General features: G+C 63.2%; 21 protein-coding genes. 4 read left to right on the top strand and 17 right to left on the bottom strand.

The genetic code is table 11. The features are described 5' to 3' along the window. Positions 1-40: 40 nt before the first annotated feature. From NKI15_RS23085 to NKI15_RS23055, 7 genes are all read right to left on the bottom strand, one after another. The gene (locus NKI15_RS23085) at positions 41-961 is read right to left on the bottom strand and encodes a pirin family protein (RefSeq protein WP_023685413.1); all 921 of its coding nucleotides are present in this window, start codon (positions 959-961) and stop codon (positions 41-43) included. 10 nt (positions 962-971) lie between these two features. Next, entirely contained in the window at positions 972-1238 is a 267-nt protein-coding gene (locus tag NKI15_RS23080) for a DUF2277 domain-containing protein (RefSeq protein WP_023668432.1), read from the bottom strand. A gap of 38 nt (positions 1239-1276) precedes the next feature. Then, complete coding sequence (locus NKI15_RS23075) at positions 1277-1528, bottom strand: exodeoxyribonuclease VII small subunit (protein WP_023668433.1); 252 nt, start codon at positions 1526-1528, stop codon at positions 1277-1279. A gap of 3 nt (positions 1529-1531) precedes the next feature. Beyond that, the gene (locus NKI15_RS23070; RefSeq protein ID WP_023692080.1) at positions 1532-2458 is read right to left on the bottom strand and encodes a histone deacetylase family protein; all 927 of its coding nucleotides are present in this window, start codon (positions 2456-2458) and stop codon (positions 1532-1534) included. A 71-nt stretch (positions 2459-2529) separates the two neighbouring features. Further along, positions 2530-3507 (bottom strand): hypothetical protein, encoded by a 978-nt coding sequence (locus NKI15_RS23065; RefSeq protein ID WP_023692081.1) that lies wholly within the window; start codon positions 3505-3507, stop codon positions 2530-2532. A gap of 85 nt (positions 3508-3592) precedes the next feature. After that, positions 3593-3967 (bottom strand): Imm8 family immunity protein, encoded by a 375-nt coding sequence (locus NKI15_RS23060; protein WP_023692082.1) that lies wholly within the window; start codon positions 3965-3967, stop codon positions 3593-3595. A gap of 134 nt (positions 3968-4101) precedes the next feature. Beyond that, on the bottom strand, positions 4102-4710 hold the full coding sequence (locus NKI15_RS23055; RefSeq protein WP_023692083.1) for a TetR/AcrR family transcriptional regulator: 609 nt from the start codon (positions 4708-4710) through the stop codon (positions 4102-4104). Between the two features lie 119 nt (positions 4711-4829). Between NKI15_RS23055 and NKI15_RS23050 the strand changes: the two genes are divergently transcribed. Further along, on the top strand, positions 4830-6053 hold the full coding sequence (locus NKI15_RS23050) for an MFS transporter (protein WP_023692084.1): 1224 nt from the start codon (positions 4830-4832) through the stop codon (positions 6051-6053). A 63-nt stretch (positions 6054-6116) separates the two neighbouring features. On the opposite strand, the gene NKI15_RS23045 is transcribed toward NKI15_RS23050, so the two are convergent. The 3 genes from NKI15_RS23045 to aroC form a co-directional block, all read right to left on the bottom strand. After that, positions 6117-6539, bottom strand: a complete 423-nt coding sequence (locus tag NKI15_RS23045) for a hypothetical protein (RefSeq protein ID WP_023692085.1) — start codon at positions 6537-6539, stop codon at positions 6117-6119. A gap of 18 nt (positions 6540-6557) precedes the next feature. Beyond that, on the bottom strand, positions 6558-7658 hold the full coding sequence (gene ribB / locus NKI15_RS23040) for a 3,4-dihydroxy-2-butanone-4-phosphate synthase (protein WP_023685407.1): 1101 nt from the start codon (positions 7656-7658) through the stop codon (positions 6558-6560). 74 nt (positions 7659-7732) lie between these two features. After that, positions 7733-8848, bottom strand: a complete 1116-nt coding sequence (aroC, locus tag NKI15_RS23035) for a chorismate synthase (RefSeq protein ID WP_286441366.1) — start codon at positions 8846-8848, stop codon at positions 7733-7735. A gap of 184 nt (positions 8849-9032) precedes the next feature. Here aroC and NKI15_RS23030 point away from each other — a divergent pair, with 184 nt between their 5' ends. Beyond that, a complete protein-coding gene (locus NKI15_RS23030; protein WP_023685405.1) occupies positions 9033-9287 on the top strand; it encodes a DUF1344 domain-containing protein in 255 nt (84 codons plus the stop codon). A gap of 84 nt (positions 9288-9371) precedes the next feature. Here NKI15_RS23030 and NKI15_RS23025 read toward each other — a convergent pair whose 3' ends face one another. From NKI15_RS23025 to mddA, 3 genes are all read right to left on the bottom strand, one after another. Further along, complete coding sequence (locus NKI15_RS23025; protein ID WP_023698506.1) at positions 9372-9959, bottom strand: histidine phosphatase family protein; 588 nt, start codon at positions 9957-9959, stop codon at positions 9372-9374. Between the two features lie 46 nt (positions 9960-10005). After that, entirely contained in the window at positions 10006-10827 is an 822-nt protein-coding gene (gene fabI, locus NKI15_RS23020) for an enoyl-ACP reductase FabI (protein ID WP_023727494.1), read from the bottom strand. A gap of 224 nt (positions 10828-11051) precedes the next feature. Then, complete coding sequence (gene mddA / locus NKI15_RS23015; RefSeq protein WP_023834474.1) at positions 11052-11786, bottom strand: methanethiol S-methyltransferase; 735 nt, start codon at positions 11784-11786, stop codon at positions 11052-11054. A 187-nt stretch (positions 11787-11973) separates the two neighbouring features. Here mddA and NKI15_RS23010 point away from each other — a divergent pair, with 187 nt between their 5' ends. Further along, on the top strand, positions 11974-12609 hold the full coding sequence (locus NKI15_RS23010; RefSeq protein ID WP_352842026.1) for a TetR/AcrR family transcriptional regulator: 636 nt from the start codon (positions 11974-11976) through the stop codon (positions 12607-12609). Between the two features lie 19 nt (positions 12610-12628). Here NKI15_RS23010 and NKI15_RS23005 read toward each other — a convergent pair whose 3' ends face one another. Continuing rightward, complete coding sequence (locus NKI15_RS23005; protein WP_023692090.1) at positions 12629-13558, bottom strand: DnaJ C-terminal domain-containing protein; 930 nt, start codon at positions 13556-13558, stop codon at positions 12629-12631. A gap of 124 nt (positions 13559-13682) precedes the next feature. Then, positions 13683-14144: an RT0821/Lpp0805 family surface protein gene (locus NKI15_RS23000; protein ID WP_023687129.1), complete on the bottom strand. Its 462-nt coding sequence runs from the start codon at positions 14142-14144 to the stop codon at positions 13683-13685. A gap of 28 nt (positions 14145-14172) precedes the next feature. On the opposite strand from NKI15_RS23000, the gene pdxH reads away from it, so the two are divergent. Beyond that, a complete protein-coding gene (gene pdxH, locus NKI15_RS22995) occupies positions 14173-14802 on the top strand; it encodes a pyridoxamine 5'-phosphate oxidase (RefSeq protein WP_280938676.1) in 630 nt (209 codons plus the stop codon). Between the two features lie 8 nt (positions 14803-14810). Here pdxH and NKI15_RS22990 read toward each other — a convergent pair whose 3' ends face one another. Together NKI15_RS22990 and NKI15_RS22985 are read right to left on the bottom strand one after the other, a co-directional pair. Next, the gene (locus NKI15_RS22990) at positions 14811-15563 is read right to left on the bottom strand and encodes a crotonase/enoyl-CoA hydratase family protein (protein WP_352887196.1); all 753 of its coding nucleotides are present in this window, start codon (positions 15561-15563) and stop codon (positions 14811-14813) included. Between the two features lie 31 nt (positions 15564-15594). Further along, the gene (locus NKI15_RS22985; protein ID WP_352887162.1) at positions 15595-17364 is read right to left on the bottom strand and encodes an acyl-CoA dehydrogenase family protein; all 1770 of its coding nucleotides are present in this window, start codon (positions 17362-17364) and stop codon (positions 15595-15597) included. Positions 17365-17483: the final 119 nt, after the last annotated feature.

Here is a 17483-nt window from a genome sequence, read left to right as displayed (position 1 = left end):
GGAATGTAAATGCGTGTCAGTGACGCGGGTGATGCTGACGTTAATTGTCCGGTAACGGAATGAACTCTTCCTCGTCTCCGGGAACGATATCGAAGCGGCCGGTCTTCCATTCCTGCTTGGCCTGTTCGATGCGTTCCTTCGACGACGAGACGAAGTTCCACCAGATGTGGCGCGGAGAGCCGAGCGAAGCGCCGCCGAAGAGCATGAAATGGGCGCCGCGCTCGGACGACACGACGATCTCGTCGCCAGGCCGGAACACCAGCAGCCGTTCGGCCGGAAAACGGTCGCCCGAGATTGAGACATCGCCGTCCAGCGTGTAGATGGCGCGTTCCTCGGCGTCGGCGGGAATTTTGACGCTGGCGCCGGGCGCCAGCCTCAGATCGGCGTAGAGCGTCTCGGTGTCGGCTCTTACCGGCGAGCGCAGTCCCTGGAAATCGCCGATCACCACGCGGCCGGAAACACCTTCGGCGTCGATCTCGGGCAGAAGGAGCGCGGCCGTGTTCTCGAACACCGGCGCCACTTCCTCCTTGCCGTCGGGCAAAGCCAGCCATGTCTGCAGGCCGGAGACCGACATCGGCGCGCCGCGCAGTTCTTCGGGCGTGCGCTCGGAATGGACAATGCCGCGGCCGGCGGTCATCAAATTCACGTCGCCGGGCTGGATGACCATCTCGGTGCCGAGCGAATCGCGGTGCCTGATATTGCCGTCGAACAGATAGGTGACGGTGGAAAGCCCGATATGCGGGTGCGGGCGCACATCCATCGCCTGCCCGGCGCGCAAGATGGCCGGCCCCATGCGGTCGAAGAAGATGAAGGGACCAACCAGCCGCCGCTTTGCCGTCGGCAGAGCGCGGCGAACCTGGAAGCCGCCAATGTCCTTGGCGTTTGGAATGACCATGAGCTCGATCTGGTCGCTGGCGAAGGCATCGCCAGGCTCAGGGTCCTTGCCGGGGAAGAAACTCATCTGGATGTCTTCAGGCGAAGCGGAGCGCCGATTTGGCTTTTGCCTTGGCCGCCACCTCTTCGCGATTGCGCGGATGATGCGTGGTTTCCAGCGAATGCAGCAATTCATGCGCCGATTCGGCGATCGCCTCGACGGCGCGGTCGAAGGCTGCCTGGTTGCGCTGCGAGGGGCGCGTCGTTCCGCTCAGTTTGCGCACGAATTGAAGGGCGGCGTCGCGGATCTCGTCATGGGTCGCCGGCGGCTCGAAATTGAACAGGGTCTTGATGTTTCTGCACATGCTTGAACTCCTATCTGCTTTATGCCCGCCCCATTCCACTACTCCGCGTCGAGCGGCTCCGTTCCCACCGGTTTGCCATCACGCGACAGCCTGATCTTCTCGACCTTGTCTTCGGCCGCCTTCAGCAGCCGGTCGCAATGGGCCTTCAGCGCCTCGCCGCGCTCATAGATCTTGATCGACTGGTCGAGCGGCACGTCGCCGCGTTCGAGATCATCGACGATCTTCTCCAGCGCGTCGAGTGCCTGCTCGAAGCTCATCGCCTTGACGTCTTCATTTGCTTCGCCAGCCATACTTTACCCCTTCATCAGCCGCCCGACATGGGCGGCCACCGAAAATGCCAGTCCTTGCAGATCGTAGCCGCCCTCGAGCAGGCTGACGAGCCGGTTGCCGCTGTGGCGCCCGGCGCGCTCCAGCAGTTGGCCGGTCGCCCAGTCGAAATCGCCCTCGTTGAGGTTGATCTCGGCCAGCGGATCGCGATGGTGGGCGTCGAAACCGGCGGAAATGATGATCAGATCGGGCGCGAAATTGTCGAGCGCCGGCAGGACGCGCGACAGCAAGGCATCGCGAAAGACCTCTGAGCCGGTCTGTGGCGCCAGCGGCGCGTTGACGATGTTACCGGCGCCGGTTTCGGTCTTGGCCCCCGTGCCGGGATAGAGCGGCATCTGGTGCGTCGAACAATAGAGCACCGACGGATCGTCCCAGAAGATGTCCTGCGTGCCGTTGCCGTGATGGACGTCCCAGTCGACGATGGCGACGCGCTCAGCGCCGTGTTTCTTCTGCGCATAACGCGCGGCGATGGCCGCGGTGTTGAACAGGCAAAAGCCCATCGCCGTGGTCTTTTCGGCATGGTGGCCGGGCGGACGCGCGGCGACGAAGGCGTTGGCGACACGGCCCTCGAAGACATCGTCTACGGCGGCATTGGCCGCGCCGATGGCGGTCACCACCGCCTGCCAGCTTTTCGGGCTGGCGCTGGTGTCGGCGTCGATCGGGGCAATGCCGCTTTCAGGGATCGCGGCGCGGACCCGAGCCACGAAATCCTCAGGGTGGGCATAGAGGATCGTCGCCTCGTCGCCTTGCGGCGCCGTGACCCGATCGAGCGCCGCAAAGGCCTCGTCATCGAGCACGCGCTCGATGGCGCGCAAGCGGTCGGGTCGCTCCGGATGACCGGGCGGCGTCAGATGTTCGAGGAAGATCGGATGGGTGTAGAGCCTTGTGACCATGACCCGATATAGGCGCGCCCGGCCGCTTTGACCATGGTTTGACGCCGCGCCGCCCCGACGTTCAACAGGGTTTAGGTGCTCGGCTGCGTCCAGCGCGAGCCGCCGAATGAGGCCAGCGCCTTGTCCCTGAGCTCCCGGAACTTGGACGACGCCTCGGCCAGCCGCTGGTCCCATTCGGCGTTCGGCACCTGGCCTTCAATCGTCCTAAAATAGACCTGCATCAGGCAGGCGATGGCGAAGGGTTCGATGAATGCCGCCTTGAAGGCCCAGGCCAGCAGGATCGCCAGCACGAAGGCCCAGCCGCCGAGCTGCCCCGGGATGAACCACATGATGGCGGCGGCCGGCGCCAGCATCAGCAGGAAGATGACGAAGGACACGCCCCACATGATCACCGCCAGCCAGACGGCGTTCTTGACCATGGTCTTGCCGTTCTGGGCATAGAGCACGACGCCTTGCCGCGCCGTCTCGAAGGGCGAGGACGAGTTGATGCGGATGTTGTAGCCGAGGATGATCTCGTCGACATAGGTCAGCGACAGGCGGATGACTGTGTTGATGAAAGCGACCAGGCCGCCGAGGCCCGGAATGGGCAGGAAGGCGGCGATGCCGCCGATCAGGCCGGTGATGGCGCGGATGGCGCCCTTGACCAGCTGGTCGAGCACGAAAAGGATGTTGGCCTCGGCGAAACGCTCCTTCACAACATCCTTGGCGTAGGCGATCTGGTCCTGGCCATTGGGAACGTCCCTACCGTCGATCAGATGGACCATGACGGCGATATGGCCGGCTTTGACGACGTAGAGGATGTATTCGCGGATCCAGTAAAGCGCGATCGAAACGACGCCAATGCCGACGATGCCGCCCCAGAGTGCAAAGGACAGCGGCCCGTCGGGATCGGTGGAGATGTGGCCGACGCCATAGCCGACCGAGGCGCCGCTGCCGGTCGCCACGATATAAGCCAGCGTGATGCCGAAATAGACGATCATGCGAAAGACGATGAACGGCCATGTCCTGATCATGATGGACACCGACCTGCCGATTTCGAAATCCCACATGCGCCCGAATCTCCCCTCAGAGAATGGACGGCGAGGATGATCCCGGGCCTGGAATTGTCAACATCGGCAAATCCCGAGTCGTGGGTCAGTTTGAAATCTGAAGGTGATAGTCGAACTCCCAGCGTCCCAGCCTCGTTAGTTGCGCAGCTATCGCGTCCCATGTATCGCCCTCGGTAGCTGCGCAACGATCTATGAGAAACTTTTCCAGTTCAGCGTAGTCGAATCTGAGCATGAAAATTACGCTGTCTCCAGAAAACACGTTGCCGCTTTGCGAGCGAAGAAAATAGTTCGGAGAGCAGACTGTCGCCGTAAATGCGTCGGCGCTCGCATCTCCTTCTGGGCCCGCGTAGAAATCTATAGTAATGGAAAAGTCGGTGGGATCGCGCGGCTTCCACGTGTCAAGGGCGAATGTGCCAGCTTTGGTCTCTACAACTCGGTGACCCTTGTATTGTGCTCTCATAGGGGCAATTCTCCACGCTTTCTATAGGTGCCCGCACCATCGGCTTCTCAGCTTCCTTCGCCTCGATCAGCGCAACGATGTCCGCAATCTCAAACTGATCCACTGCCAAAATGCCGGGTCTCGGCGGTGAGATTTCAGACCGGCTGAGGACCCTGCTTCTTCAGCAACCCTTCGAGCAACTGTTTGAAGGCCGCCACCACGGTCTTCGACGTCGCTTCGGGGTCGCTCGAATTGGCGATGCGCTGCGCCGCCTGGCTGCTGGCGCCGTTGATCAGCCGCGCGGCGGTTTCGGGGTCGACACCGGGGACGACCACCCCCTCCTGCTGCAGAGCGGTCAGATGATCGGTCATTGAACCGACGCAGGCATTGGCATTCGGCCATTGCGCCGGATCCCCCAGCACGGCCGGGCCATCCCTGAACATGATGCGCTGGATTTCGGGCTCCAGCGCCATTTCGATATAGGTCGTGCATTCGTCGACGAAATGCTGCCAGCGGGTCGGCGCTTTCGACGCGATCTCATTTATGCGAACCGCCATCTCGCCATCGATTTCGGCGATGACCGCCTGCAGCAGCCCCTTCTTGTCGCCGAAATGATGGTAGAGCGCGCCGCGCGTCAGCCCGGCCGAGGCGGTGAAATCGTCCATCGACGCCTCGGCATAGCCGATCGTACCGAAGGCATGGCGGGCCGCCGTGATCAGCTTGGCGCGCGTTTCGGCGATCATCTCCTTGCGGGGTCTGTGCATGGTTCTGGCCTTATTCACATACGCATCGTATGCCAATTGACATACGCCGCGTATGCACTATCTTACAATCATACGCATCGTATGTAATTGTTGAATTGGCCTTTGTCGAGGAGCCCGCAATGCAAAACCCCTACGCCGAAATCTTTCGTGCCCCCGGAGCCAAGGGCTTTGCCAGCGCCGGCTTCCTGGCGCGCCTGCCGATCGCCATGGCGCCGATCGGACTCGTGGCGATGCTGTCGCAAACGCATGGCGAATACTGGCTGGCCGGCGCCGTCGCGGCGACCTTCGCGCTGAGCAATGCTTTCGTGGCGCCGCAAATCTCAAGGCTGGTCGACCGGCTCGGCCAGACGCGTATCGTTGTTCCCACCACCATTGTCACCGTGATCGCCTTTGCGGTGCTGATTGCGGCAGCCAATCAGGACTGGCCGCTATGGACATTGTTCGTGTCGGCATTGGCGGCTGCCGCCATGCCCAGCATGCCGGCCATGGTGCGCGCGCGTTGGACCGAGATTTTCCGCGGCCGGCCGCAGATGAACACCGCTTTCGCCTTCGAGTCGGCTGCGGACGAACTCGTCTACATCGCAGGCGCATCGCTGTCGGTGGGCTTGAGCGCCGCCCTCTTCCCCGAAGCTGGTGTTCTGGTGAGCACGCTGTTCCTCGCCATCGGCTCGACAGCTTTCATCCTGCAGCGCTCGACCGAGCCGCAAGTGCGGCCGGTGGATCGTGTCACAAGCGGCTCGGCAATCCGGCTGCGCCCAGTGCAGATCATCACCTTCGCCCTGATCTTCGTCGGCACCACCTTCGCGACGACGGAAGTGAGCACGGTGGCGATCACCAAGGAACTCGGCCAACCGGGCGCCGCCAGCCTCGTTATCGGGGTCTATGCGCTGGGATCGTTCGTGCTCGGCCTCGTTGTCGGCGCGCTCAATCTGAAAGCACCGTTGCAGCGCCAACTGGCCATCGCGGTCGCTCTTGTCGCGCTCGGCACATTGCTGCCCCTAACGGCCGGCACCGTGCCGCTCTTGGCGCTGGCCGTGTTCATCAGCGGCGTGGCGATTTCGCCGACCTTCATCACCGCCTTCGGCCTGATCGAGCGGCACGTGCCGGAAGCGATGCTGACCGAGGGGATCACCTGGGTGATGACCGGGATTGGCATCGGCATGGCGCTGGGCTCGTTTGCCGCCGGCGCCGTCGTGGACGCCTTTGGAGCTCAGAACGGGTTCTGGGTCTCGGTGGCGGCCGGCACTATCGCACTGGTCACGGTGCTCGCCGGCCAGCGCAGCCTGGCCACCCATGAATGCGAGCTGGACGGATGCGACGCGGCCGCCGTTCCCGCGGAATAGGAGCACAAGCGTCCGGTTCAGCTCACGGAACGGACGCCGTTCACCTTGAAGAAGCCGGGCTTCCTAGGAGTGTTCAAACCTGTTGCGAATCTCGTCCCCATCAACAACGACGACGGGACTTCCCAGTGTCTCGACCATATCCGGGTTCAGATGGGGTATTGTTTCAGCGCGCCCGACCATCGGCGGACATTCTCCGGCGCAATACACGACCGAGCTGGTGACACGCAGGATTTTCCACAGCGCTTCGTAGAGGCGCGGATCGTCGGGCGGCCGCGCGACGGTGAAGCCTGAACATCGCGAGGCATCGCCGGGGTCGAAATTGAGATAGAGGTCGGCCGACGACGCATCGTCATAGGCGACGACCCAGCAGGTGAATTCAGGTTCACGCCTGGTGACGAACGGCGCGAAGGCATCCTCGACGATCGATGTGGGGAAGTAGCTCTCTTCGCCATCTTCAAAGCAATTGAGATAGGCCTCGAAGCTCATCCGACCGCCCCCTGTCCCCTAGAAAATCTCGGTCTTGGCGATATGAATGCCAAAGCCCTCAAGCCCGACATAGTGGCGTTCGCGCGAGGCGATCAAATTGATCGAGGAGATGCCGAGATCCTTGAGAATCTGCGCGCCGAGGCCGATTTCTCGCCACTCGTTCTCACGGCGGCGGGCCTCTTCGTGGTCCTCACGGTCGGCACTCATCGGCCGGTTGCGCTCCTGATGGGCGACGCCGACCGAACCCTCTCGGAGGTAAACGATGACGCCGCGCTTGCGTTCGCCCATCGCCTTCATAATGGCGTCGAGCCGGTGGCTGGTGCCGAACACGTCGGTCACCACATCCTCCGAATGCAGCCGCACCGGCACGTCCTCGCCGTCACGGATGTCGCCGAAAACGACCGCGACATGGTGCATGGAATCCCAGGGCAGCGTGTAGGTGAAGACCTGTGCCTTGCCGCCGAGTGTGTCGATTTCGGAGCAGGCGACGCGTTCGACCAGCGTTTCCTTGCGCTGCCGGTAGGCGATGAGGTCGGCGACCGAAACCTGCTTGAGGCCATGTTCCTCGGCAAAGCTCGCCACCTGCGGGCCGCGCTTGACGGTGCCGTCGTCATTGACCAACTCCGAGATCACGCCAACCGGCGGCAGGCCGGCAAGCTTGCAGAGATCGACCGCGGCTTCGGTATGGCCCGAACGCATCAGCACGCCGCCTTCCCTAGCGATCAGCGGGAAGATGTGGCCGGGGCGAACGAAATCCGAACCGCCGACATTGCCGTTGGCCAGGTTGCGCACGGTCAGCGTGCGGTCCTCGGCCGAAATGCCGGTGGTGGTGCCATGCTTGAAATCGACGCTGACGGTAAAGGCCGTGGTGTGGGCGGAATCATTGTCGGCGACCATTGGCTGCAGATTGAGCCGCTTGGCCTCCTCGCGCGGCATCGGCGTGCAGACGATGCCGGAGGTGTGACGGATGATGAAGGCCATTTTCTCCGGGCTGCAATGCACGGCGGCAACGATCAGGTCGCCCTCGTTCTCACGCCCGTCATCGTCCATGACGACGACGATCTCGCCGCGCTCGAAGGCGCGGATGGCTTCGACGATTTTCTTCTGATCGTATGGCATTGGCTCGCTTCGCTCGCAGGGAATAGGGGTTGGGCAGTAGGAGTTAGGGAAGGAAGTACGGGCTGGCTTATTGCCTAATCCCTACTGCCTAATCCCCGGCCTGTCTGTCCCCGGTGCCGCAGATAATGGTCGGCGATGGCGCAGGCAACCATGGCTTCGCCGATCGGCACGGCGCGGATGCCGACGCAGGGGTCGTGGCGGCCCTTGGTCATGACGTCGACGTCGTTGCCGTCCTTGTCGATGGATTTTCGCGGCGTCAGGATCGACGAGGTCGGCTTGACGGCGAAGCGGGCGACGATCGCCTGGCCGGTCGAGATGCCGCCCAGAATGCCGCCGGCATTGTTGGACAGGAAGACCGGCTTGCCGTCATTGCCGATGCGCATCTCGTCGGCATTCTGTTCGCCGGTGATGCGCGCGGCTTCGAAACCGTTGCCGATCTCGACGCCCTTGACGGCGTTGATCGACATCAGGCCGGACGCGATGTCCTGGTCGAGCTTGGCATAGATCGGCGCGCCAAGGCCGGCTGGCACGCCGTCGGCGATGATTTCAATAACCGCGCCCACCGAGGAGCCGGATTTGCGGATGCCGTCGAGATAGCTGGTGAAGACCGGAACCGAGGCCGGATCGGGGGTGAAGAACGGGTTTTCGGCGTCACCGATGAAATTCCAGTTCCAGTTGGCGCGGTCGATCGATTTTTCGCCCATCGAGACCAGCGCGCCGCGCACCACCATTCCGGGCACCACCTTGCGCGCCAAGGCGCCGGCGGCCACGCGCGCGGCGGTCTCGCGCGCCGAGGAACGACCGCCGCCGCGATGGTCGCGCACGCCGTATTTGACTTCATAGGTGTAGTCGGCGTGGCCGGGACGGTACTGGCGGGCAATCTCGCCATAGTCCTTGGAGCGCTGGTCAACATTCTCGATCAGCATCGAGACGGGCGTGCCGGTGGTGATCATCGTCTCGCCGTCCTCGTCGAGGATGAAGCCGGATAGCACCTTCACCTCGTCCGGTTCGCGGCGCTGGGTCACAAAACGCGACTGGCCGGGACGGCGCTTGTCGAGTTCGGCCTGTATCTCTTGCCGCGTGAAGCGGATGCCGGGCGGGCAGCCGTCGACGACACAGCCGAGCGACGGGCCATGGCTTTCGCCCCAGGTGGTGACGCGGAAGAGATGGCCGAACGTGTTGTGAGACATGAATTTTTAGCCCTGCCCGGCAGCGGACCGGATCAAAGGTGCGTTCTATTGGCGTTTTCCACAGCGGTCAAACTGTGATCCGGCGGTTTTAGTTTTGACACATTCGGTTGGTTTCTGCTCTCTTCCATCCGCCCGTTGAAAGCTCGCCGCCATCCGTGCAGGCGCAATGACAAAGAGGACGACGATGCGTACCCTGATTGGCGCTGCTGCCGCCATGTTGCTGATTTCCACCGCCGCCTATGCCGGCCAGACCGAAGGCCTGATCAAGAAGGTCGACAAGGACGCGCTGACGCTGACGCTGGAGGACGGTAAGTCCTTCAAGCTCAACGCCGAGACCGATCTCGATTCGCTGAAACCGGGCATGGATATCGTCATTGCCTATGACGTGACGAATGGCGAGAACGTCGTCACCGACATGGAACTGCCCGACACCGAGTAACACCGACATCGCACAGGCCCTTGCCGCTCGGCGGAGCCCTGCACGGATAAACAGGACAGTCGTCCTGTTTTTATCTGCTCGAACCTAAAGCCAATCCAGACGCCCGTCCTGCAGCCTGAGCACCCGGTCCTGCCGCACTTCCAGGTTTGCCGCTTCGTGTTCGGAAACACCTTCGACCATCCGAAACACGGTCCGCACGACGCCACCATGCGTGACGCAGACCGTCTGGCGGTCGAGCGCGTCGAACCACGGCTTCACCCGTTCGAGCAGCATCTGGTAGCTTTCGGCGCCCTCGCCCGGCGGCTGGAAATTCCATTTGTTGCGCCGTCGCGCCTTCGCCGAGCCCGGCATTCGCGCATCGAGTTCGGCATAGGTAAAGCCCTGCCAGTCGCCAAAGTGCACCTCGACCAGACGCGGGTCGATGCGGTAGGCATCGGGATCGAGCTGCATCGCCAAGCGTAGCCGCTGCATCGTCTCGCGCGTCCGCTTCATCGGGCTGGCGACAAAGTCGAAATCCTGAGGGTTCTGGATCAGTTCGGCCAGCCGCCGCCCATTGCGGGTCGCCTGCTCGCGGCCGAGCGCGTTGAGATCGGTGTCGGCCTGGCCCTGCAGCCGCGACTCGGCATTCCACTGCGTCTGGCCATGGCGCACGATGTAGACGAGCGGAACCATCAGGTCTTCCGGAAATCAGGACAGGCAGGCGGAAACCGCGGCAGATCTATTCCTTGACGGTCGAAATATCCGGCGCGTCGACCGCCTTCATGCCGACGACGTGATAGCCGGAATCGACATGGTGCACCTCGCCGGTGACGCCACGCGACAGGTCCGACAGGAAATAGACGGCGGAATCGCCGACTTCTTCCTGGGTGACGGTCTGCTTGAGCGGCGAGTTGTATTCGTTCCACTTGAGGATGTAGCGGAAGTCGCCGATGCCCGAAGCAGCCAAGGTCTTGATCGGCCCGGCCGAGATAGCGTTGACGCGGATCTTCTTGCCGCCGAGGTCGACGGCGAGATAGCGCACGCTGGCTTCGAGCGCTGCCTTGGCGACACCCATGACGTTGTAATGCGGCATAACCTTTTCGGCGCCATAATAGGTCAGCGTCAGCAGCGAGCCGCCATCGGTCATCAGCGCTTCGGCGCGCTTGGCGATGGTGGTGAAGGAATAGACCGAAATGTCCATGGTGCGCAGGAAATTGTCGCGCGTCGTCTCGACATAGCGTCCGGTCAACTCGTCCTTGTCGGAAAAGGCGATGGCATGGACGAGGAAGTCGAGCTTGCCGCCCCAATGCTTGGCGACATTGGCAAACACCTCGTCGAGGCTCGCCGGATCAGTGACATCGCAATGACCGGCGACAAAGGCGCCCAATTCCGCAGCCAGCGGCTCGACGCGCTTCTTGAACGCCTCGCCCTGATAGGTCAGCGCGATCTCGGCGCCATGGTCGACGCAGGCCTTGGCGATGCCGTAGGCAATCGATCTGTTGTTGGCGACGCCCAGTATAAGGCCGCGCTTGCCGGCCATAAGGCCCTGTCCACCCGCCATGTCAGCGCTCTCCGAAAGATTTTCTGCTTTGGAGTGCCTATCGCACAGGCAGAAAGGCGCATCAAGCGCAGACGGGGCGCGCGTTCAATTCAGACACTCGGCGTGACAAGGAATGGGGGATAATAACGTTGTTGTGAGATTTGAACGCCTCACTGCGGCCAGCGCGCCTTGATGACCCAGGCCCGGCCGACCAGCCGAATCGGCTGGTCGGCAACGCATCGGCCCTATCCAGCCATTTTGCGCCAGGGAATGAGCATTCCTACCTGCTTGCGGTAGAGGCGGTACTGATCGCCAAACATCGCGACGAGATCGCGTTCCTCGAGGAAGATGCCGAGCAGGATGTAGCCGGTGCTGCCCGCCGCGAACAGAAGATGGCCCCATGTCATCGACGGCGTCGCCCAGAAGGCCAGGAGAAAGCCGACATAGAGCGGGTGCCGGACCCATTTGTAGAACAGCGGCGTCCTGAACACGGGCGGCGCCGGTTCGCTCTTGCGCAAAGCGGCGAGAACCTGGCGCAAGCCGAACAGTTCGAAATGGTTGATCAGAAAGGTGCTGGTCAACAATACCGCCCAGCCGAGCCAGAACACGCCATGGATGACGGCGACCCAGACCGGGTTCTCGACCGTCCAGACGAGACCGGGAATCGGCCGCCATTGCCAGTAGAGCAGCAGCAGGATGAGGCTGGCCAAAAGCACATAGGTGCTGCGTTCGGCCGCGTGCGGGACAATCCGTGTCCACCAGCGCTTGAAAACCGGCCGCGCCATGATGCTGTGCTGGGCGGCGAAAAGGCCGAGCAGCAGTGCATTGACGATGACGGCTTCGACCGGACTTCCAGCGACTCCGGAATCGATCGATTTCGGCACGACCATGTTGCCGACGAAACCGACCGCATAGAGAAACGAACCGAGAAAAATCAGGTATGCGGCAACGCCGTAGATAAGGGTGATTACGCCCGCCATGACTGCCCCTCCATGCAAGCATCAGGATTCGGTCGGTCGACCGAATTCAGCGTCAAAAAACCATAAATTTCTGACGAGTCAACTTGATCGGTCGCTCGACCGAGATAGAGTGGAGGGACGTCCAGCCCCGGACAGGAGAAGCTATGATCCGCCCAGATTGCACCGCTAACAGCGGCAGCCACGCCGCATGACGGACGCTGCCGAATCCGTTACCCCGCCGCAGAACAAGCAAAAGCGCGACACGCGCGCCGAACTGATTTCGGCCGCCGAGTTATGCCTCCATCGAGGCGGCTACGCCGATCTGTCGACGCGCCGCGTTGCCGAGATCGCCGGCGTTCCGCTCAGCCAGATCCATTACCATTTCGGCTCCAAGGAACGGCTGTTCCTGGCCCTGCTCGACCATCTGAACGAGGGCCTGCTGAAACGCCAGGCGGAGACTTTTGCGGCACCGATGCCGCTGTGGCAGCGCTGGGAACGCGCTTGCGATTTCCTCGACGATGATCTGGCGTCCGGCTATGTCCGGATCCTGCACGAGATGATCGCGGCAAGCCTGTCGAGCCCCGAAATCGCCAAGGCGGTGCGCCGCGACCTGCGCGGCTGGTTCGAACTGCTGGACGGACTGGCGCAAGAGGCGGAGCGGCGGTTCGGCGGCCTCGGGCCATTCTCCGCCGCCGAAGTGACCAGCCTGGTCAGCGCCGCCTTCCTCGGCAGCGAGACGATGATCCTGCTGGAGATCGAGAGCCCGCATGTCCCGGTACGGCAGGCGCTGCGCCGCTTCGGCGAAACCATCCGGCGGATGGAGGAAGTGGCGCCCGGCAGTTAGCCAGCGAAGTCGAGCCGCGTCAGCCTTTGCGGCTGCGCATCAGCGCTTCGAGTTCGCTGTCGCCGCCTTCCGGCAGCATGATGCGGACATGGGCGTAGAGATCGCCATGGCCGCCGGCCTTTTCCGGCAAGCCCCTGCCCTTCAGGCGCAGCACCTTATCGGAACTCGACCAGGCCGGAATGTTGACCGCCAGCCTGCCGGTCGGCGTGTCGACCGGCACCTTGGCGCCCAGCACCGCGTCGGCCAACGCTACCTCCAGATCGGCATGCAAGTCACGGCCCTCGATGCGGTAGCGCGGGTGCCTGCGGATACGGATCTTGACCAGCGCATCGCCCGGCTGTCCCGGCCCCTGCTCGCCCTGGCCCTTCAGCCGGATGGTCTGGCCATCCTCGACATAGACCGGCAGCTTGACCGCGATCTTGCGGCCGTCGGGGAACATCGCCGTCACCTTTTCGGCGGTCGCTATCTCCTCGATGGTGACGTCGAGCGTGACGTTCAGATCGGCGGCGGTCGCCTGCTGGCGGCGGTCGCCTGTTCCGGCGCCGCGCGCGCCGGAAAAGGCGTCGCCGAAGATCTGGCTGAAAATGTCGCTGTTGCCGTCGAACGGATCGCCGCCCGGACGCCCCGATCGGAATTCGAAGCGCGAGCCGCCGGCGCCCTGCTGGCGGCGGAAGCCACCGAACGGATCGCCGCCGCCGGCTGCGCCCTCGAAGCCCTGGAATTTCGGCTTGCCGTCGGCGTCGATCTCGCCGCGGTCGAAGGCCGCACGGTTCTTCTCGTCGCCGACGACCTCATAGGCCTGATTGGCGGCGGCAAAACGGTCCTTGGCCTTGGGATCATTCGGATTCTGGTCCGGATGATACTTCTTGGCGAGCTTGCGGTAAGCCGATTTTATGTCCTTGGCCGATGCGTTCTTGGCAACGCCCAGCACCTCATAGGGGTCGCGCATGCGTCCTGCCCTGGAAAATGAGTTAAATCCACGTTGGCCCTTATATGCGCTCCCATAGGAAGAAATTCCAGTGGCGCGCAGGCTTATCGAGGGTTGAAATTGCGATGCCCGCAAACCTCGAAAATCAGAGCGGTTTGAAGTCCTGCATGTGCCAGCCGCCGGCCGCGGCGATGCACAATTGCCCCTTGAACAAAGCGACGCCGTCGAAGCTTTCGCGCGAGGCGGTAAAGCTGCGGCAGGCCTGGCCGTTGTCCTGCACTTCGGCGAGTTCGGTGATGGAGCCCCGCGAGCCGGTGTCGGCATTCGCCCACGGCACGGCCTGGCCGCGAAGCTCCTCGATGTCGGCCGAAGACACCGCATTGCCGATCGTGGTCTGGTCGGAAGCGCTGTCGGCGTCCGTCGATGTCACCCTGGCCGGCGCGCTTGAGGTGACGATGGAACGGTCGACCTCGGCCTTTTCCAGGCTGAAGCCGCCGGCGCCGCAGGCGGCAAGCGGCAGGGCGATAATCACGATCACGGCTTTCGAACTGGCCGAAGCGATAACGCTCCATTGCCCGCTGTCAAAAGCTTGCGCGATACGCGACAATCGGCAACCTCCTGAAGCTCGAGACAATTTGAGAAAAACTATGAGTGACACTGAGTTAACAAGTAGTGACTTTACCGAAGCCGCCGAGCCGTTCCGGCTCTTTGCTGAGTGGCTGGAGGACGCCAAGAAAAGCGAAATCAACGACGCCAACGGCGTAGCACTTGCAACCGTCGATGCCGACGGCATGCCGGATGTGCGGATGGTGCTGCTCAAGGGTTTCGATGAAAGCGGCTTTGTCTTCTACACGAATTTCGAGAGCGCCAAGGGCCGCGAGATTCTTGGCAGCATGAAGGCGGCGATGTGCTTCCACTGGAAATCGCTGCGCCGCCAGGTGCGCATACGCGGTCCGGTGGAGATGGTCAGCGACGCTGAAGCCGACGCCTATTACGCGACGCGGCCGCGCGGCAGCCGGATCGGCGCATGGGCTTCGAAACAGTCGCGGCCGCTGGAAAGCCGCTTTGCCCTGGAGAAGGCGGTGGCCGAATACACGGCGCGCTACCCTATCGGCGAAATCCCGCGGCCAAAGCACTGGTCGGGCTTCCGCATCGTGCCGCAGGCGATCGAGTTCTGGCACGACCGGCCATTCCGGCTGCACGATCGGCTGGTCTTTTCGCGCAACGCCGAAGGCGGCTGGGACAAGACACGGCTTTATCCCTGAGGAGAGGTTCAGGCCTTCTTGCGCGTCATGAAGGCCGTCAACGCGGCGCGCGCTTCGTCGGACTTCAGCCGCTCGGAGAAATGCTCGCTCTCCACCTTGATGCGGGCGACAAGCTCGTGGCGCGGGGCGCGCATCAGGTCACGCGCGATCTTCAGCGCCTGCGGCGGCTTGGCGGCGATCGCGCCGGCCGCGGCGAGTGCCGCGGCTTCTAGCCCGTCCTCCTCGACCACCTCATAGATCAGGCCGGCGGCCTTGGCGCGTTCGGCGGAAAAACCTTCGCCGAGTCCAAGCAGCGCAAAGGCGCCCTGCCTGCCGAGGATGAGCGGCGCCAGCAGGCTGGAGCCCGCCTCCGGCACCAGGCCGAGGTCGACGAAGGGTGTGCGGAACACCGTGCGCGGCGTGGCGAAAGTCAGGTCGCAATGCAAATTGAGCGTGGTGCCGATGCCGACCGCAATGCCGTCGACGCCGGAGACCATCGGCTTCTCCGTTTTGGCCAGCGCCATCAGGAAGTCCCAGACCTCGTTGCCGCCCTCACCGCCGGTGGCGATGACCAGGAAATCGGCGAGATCGTTGCCGGAAGAGAAGGCGCCTGAAACACCGAGGAAGACATGGACGCGGACCGCCGGATCGGCATCGCCCTCGGCCAGCGCCTTGGACATTGTCGCGTACATGGCGCGCGTCAGTGCGTTCTTCTTGTCGGGACGGTTCATGCGGATGATCTGGATGGCGCCCTGGCGCTCGACGAGAATATGGTCTGTCACGGTCATTCTTCCCTGGTGAGCGCTCTGGTATTCAGGCCGTTATCAGCGCCTTGCCGGCGGTAGCGAGGCTCTCGGCGCCATCGATTACGCGTTCCTTCAAGGCGCTGACTTCGCCGAGCAGGTTTTCGGCGAAAAAGCGGCAAAGGGCGATGCGGCTCTGCTGGGCAAGTCCGCCACGCGCCAGATAAGCGCCGCCGGCAGCAAGCGAGATCAGCCTGAGATAGGGGGTCGCACCGGCTTGCGCTTCGTCCAGACGGCCGTCGGCCAGCAGCTTCTGCAGGAAGCGCGTCGCCTCGGTGAGATCGTCGAACGCCTGGTCAAGCGCTTCGGCGGCGCGGCCGAAGCCCTGCAGGTTCGAGGTCCGCACCTCGTCGGCGATGGCCTTCAGTTCGGCGATATAGCCGTGCACATGCTCGCCGCCGCCAAGCGGCAATTTGCGGGCTACAAGGTCGATCGCCTGGATGCCGTTGGTGCCTTCATAGATCGGCGCAATGCGGGCGTCGCGATAGAGCGCGGCCGCGCCCGTCTCCTCGATGAAGCCCATGCCGCCGTGGACCTGGACACCCAGCGACGCAACGTCGACGCCGATATCGGTGGAAAAGGCCTTGGCCAGCGGCGTCAGCAGATTGGCGCGATCGCGCCAATGCGCGGCCTCCTCGCCTGTCGACACACGCGCGAAGTCGATGGCATAGGCGCAGGAATACGAGATGGCGCGGGCGATCTGGGTCAAAGCCTTCATGGTCAAGAGATTGCGCTGCACGTCGGGGTGATGGACGATCGGCGCCATCCCGGCGCCTGAAAAGTCCGATGCCTTGCCCTGGCGGCGCTCATTGGCATAGGCGATCGCCTTCTGCGTCGCGGCTTCGGCCACTGCCACGCCCTGCATGCCGACGCAAAGCCTCGCGTTGTTCATCATGGTGAACATGCAGGCGAGCCCCTTGTTCTCCTCGCCTATCAGCCAACCGATGGCGCCGGGCGCAGCACCCTGGAACCCGTCGCCATAGATCATGGTGCAAGTCGGCGAGGCATGGATGCCGAGCTTGTGCTCGAGGCCGGAACAGAAGACGTCGTTGCGGGCGCCGAGCGAGCCGTCATCATTGACCAGGAATTTCGGCACCAAAAACAGCGAGATGCCGCGCGTGCCGGCCGGTGCGTCGGGCAGCCGCGCCAACACCAGATGGATGATGTTGTCGGTGAAATCATGCTCGCCATAGGTGATGAAGATTTTCTGGCCGAAGATGCGGTAGGTGCCGTCGCCGGCAGGCTCGGCGCGACTGCGCAAGGCGGCGAGATCGGAACCGGCCTGCGACTCGGTCAGGTTCATCGTCCCCATCCACTCGCCGGAGACGAGCTTTGCCAGATACTTTGCCTTCAGCGCTTCGGAAGCATGCTTGTCGAGCGCCTCGACCGCGCCCATGGTCAGCGTCGGGCCGATGCCAAAGGCCATGGCGGCGGAGTTCCACATTTCGAGCGCGGCAACGCCGACCATGGTCGGCAGGCCCTGGCCACCGAATTCTTCCGGTCCCGACAGCGCGTTCCAGCCGCCGTCGATCCAGCTGCGGTAAAGCGCCTTCCAGCCGGGCGGCGTGGTCACGGTCGCATCCTTCAGCACCGCGCCATGCTGGTCGCCGATCTTGTAGAGCGGCGCCACTTCCTCGCTGGCGAAGCGGCCGGCCTCGGACAGGATGGCGTCGACAAGGTCTTCGCCGAGGTCCCCGAACGTGCCGCGGTCGAGCGCCGGCTTGAGCCCGGCGACATGCTTGAGCGTGAACGAAATGTCGCCGACCGGGGCCTTGTACATGCCGCTTTCTCCTCCGCTGCTCCGGCCGCTCGATCCTAGGACCCGGGCCGATGCAAAACCATCCGCCTCTGGGCGGCCTCCGACCTTCTTTTTACGTAAACGTCAAACTTTGTCACGCG

Origin of the sequence: Mesorhizobium sp. M0862 (genome assembly GCF_040319795.1) — a bacterium.
Lineage (GTDB): Bacteria > Pseudomonadota > Alphaproteobacteria > Rhizobiales > Rhizobiaceae > Mesorhizobium.
The sequence above is the reverse complement of the archived record's forward strand: the minus strand, read 5'-3'. Positions and strand labels throughout refer to the sequence as shown.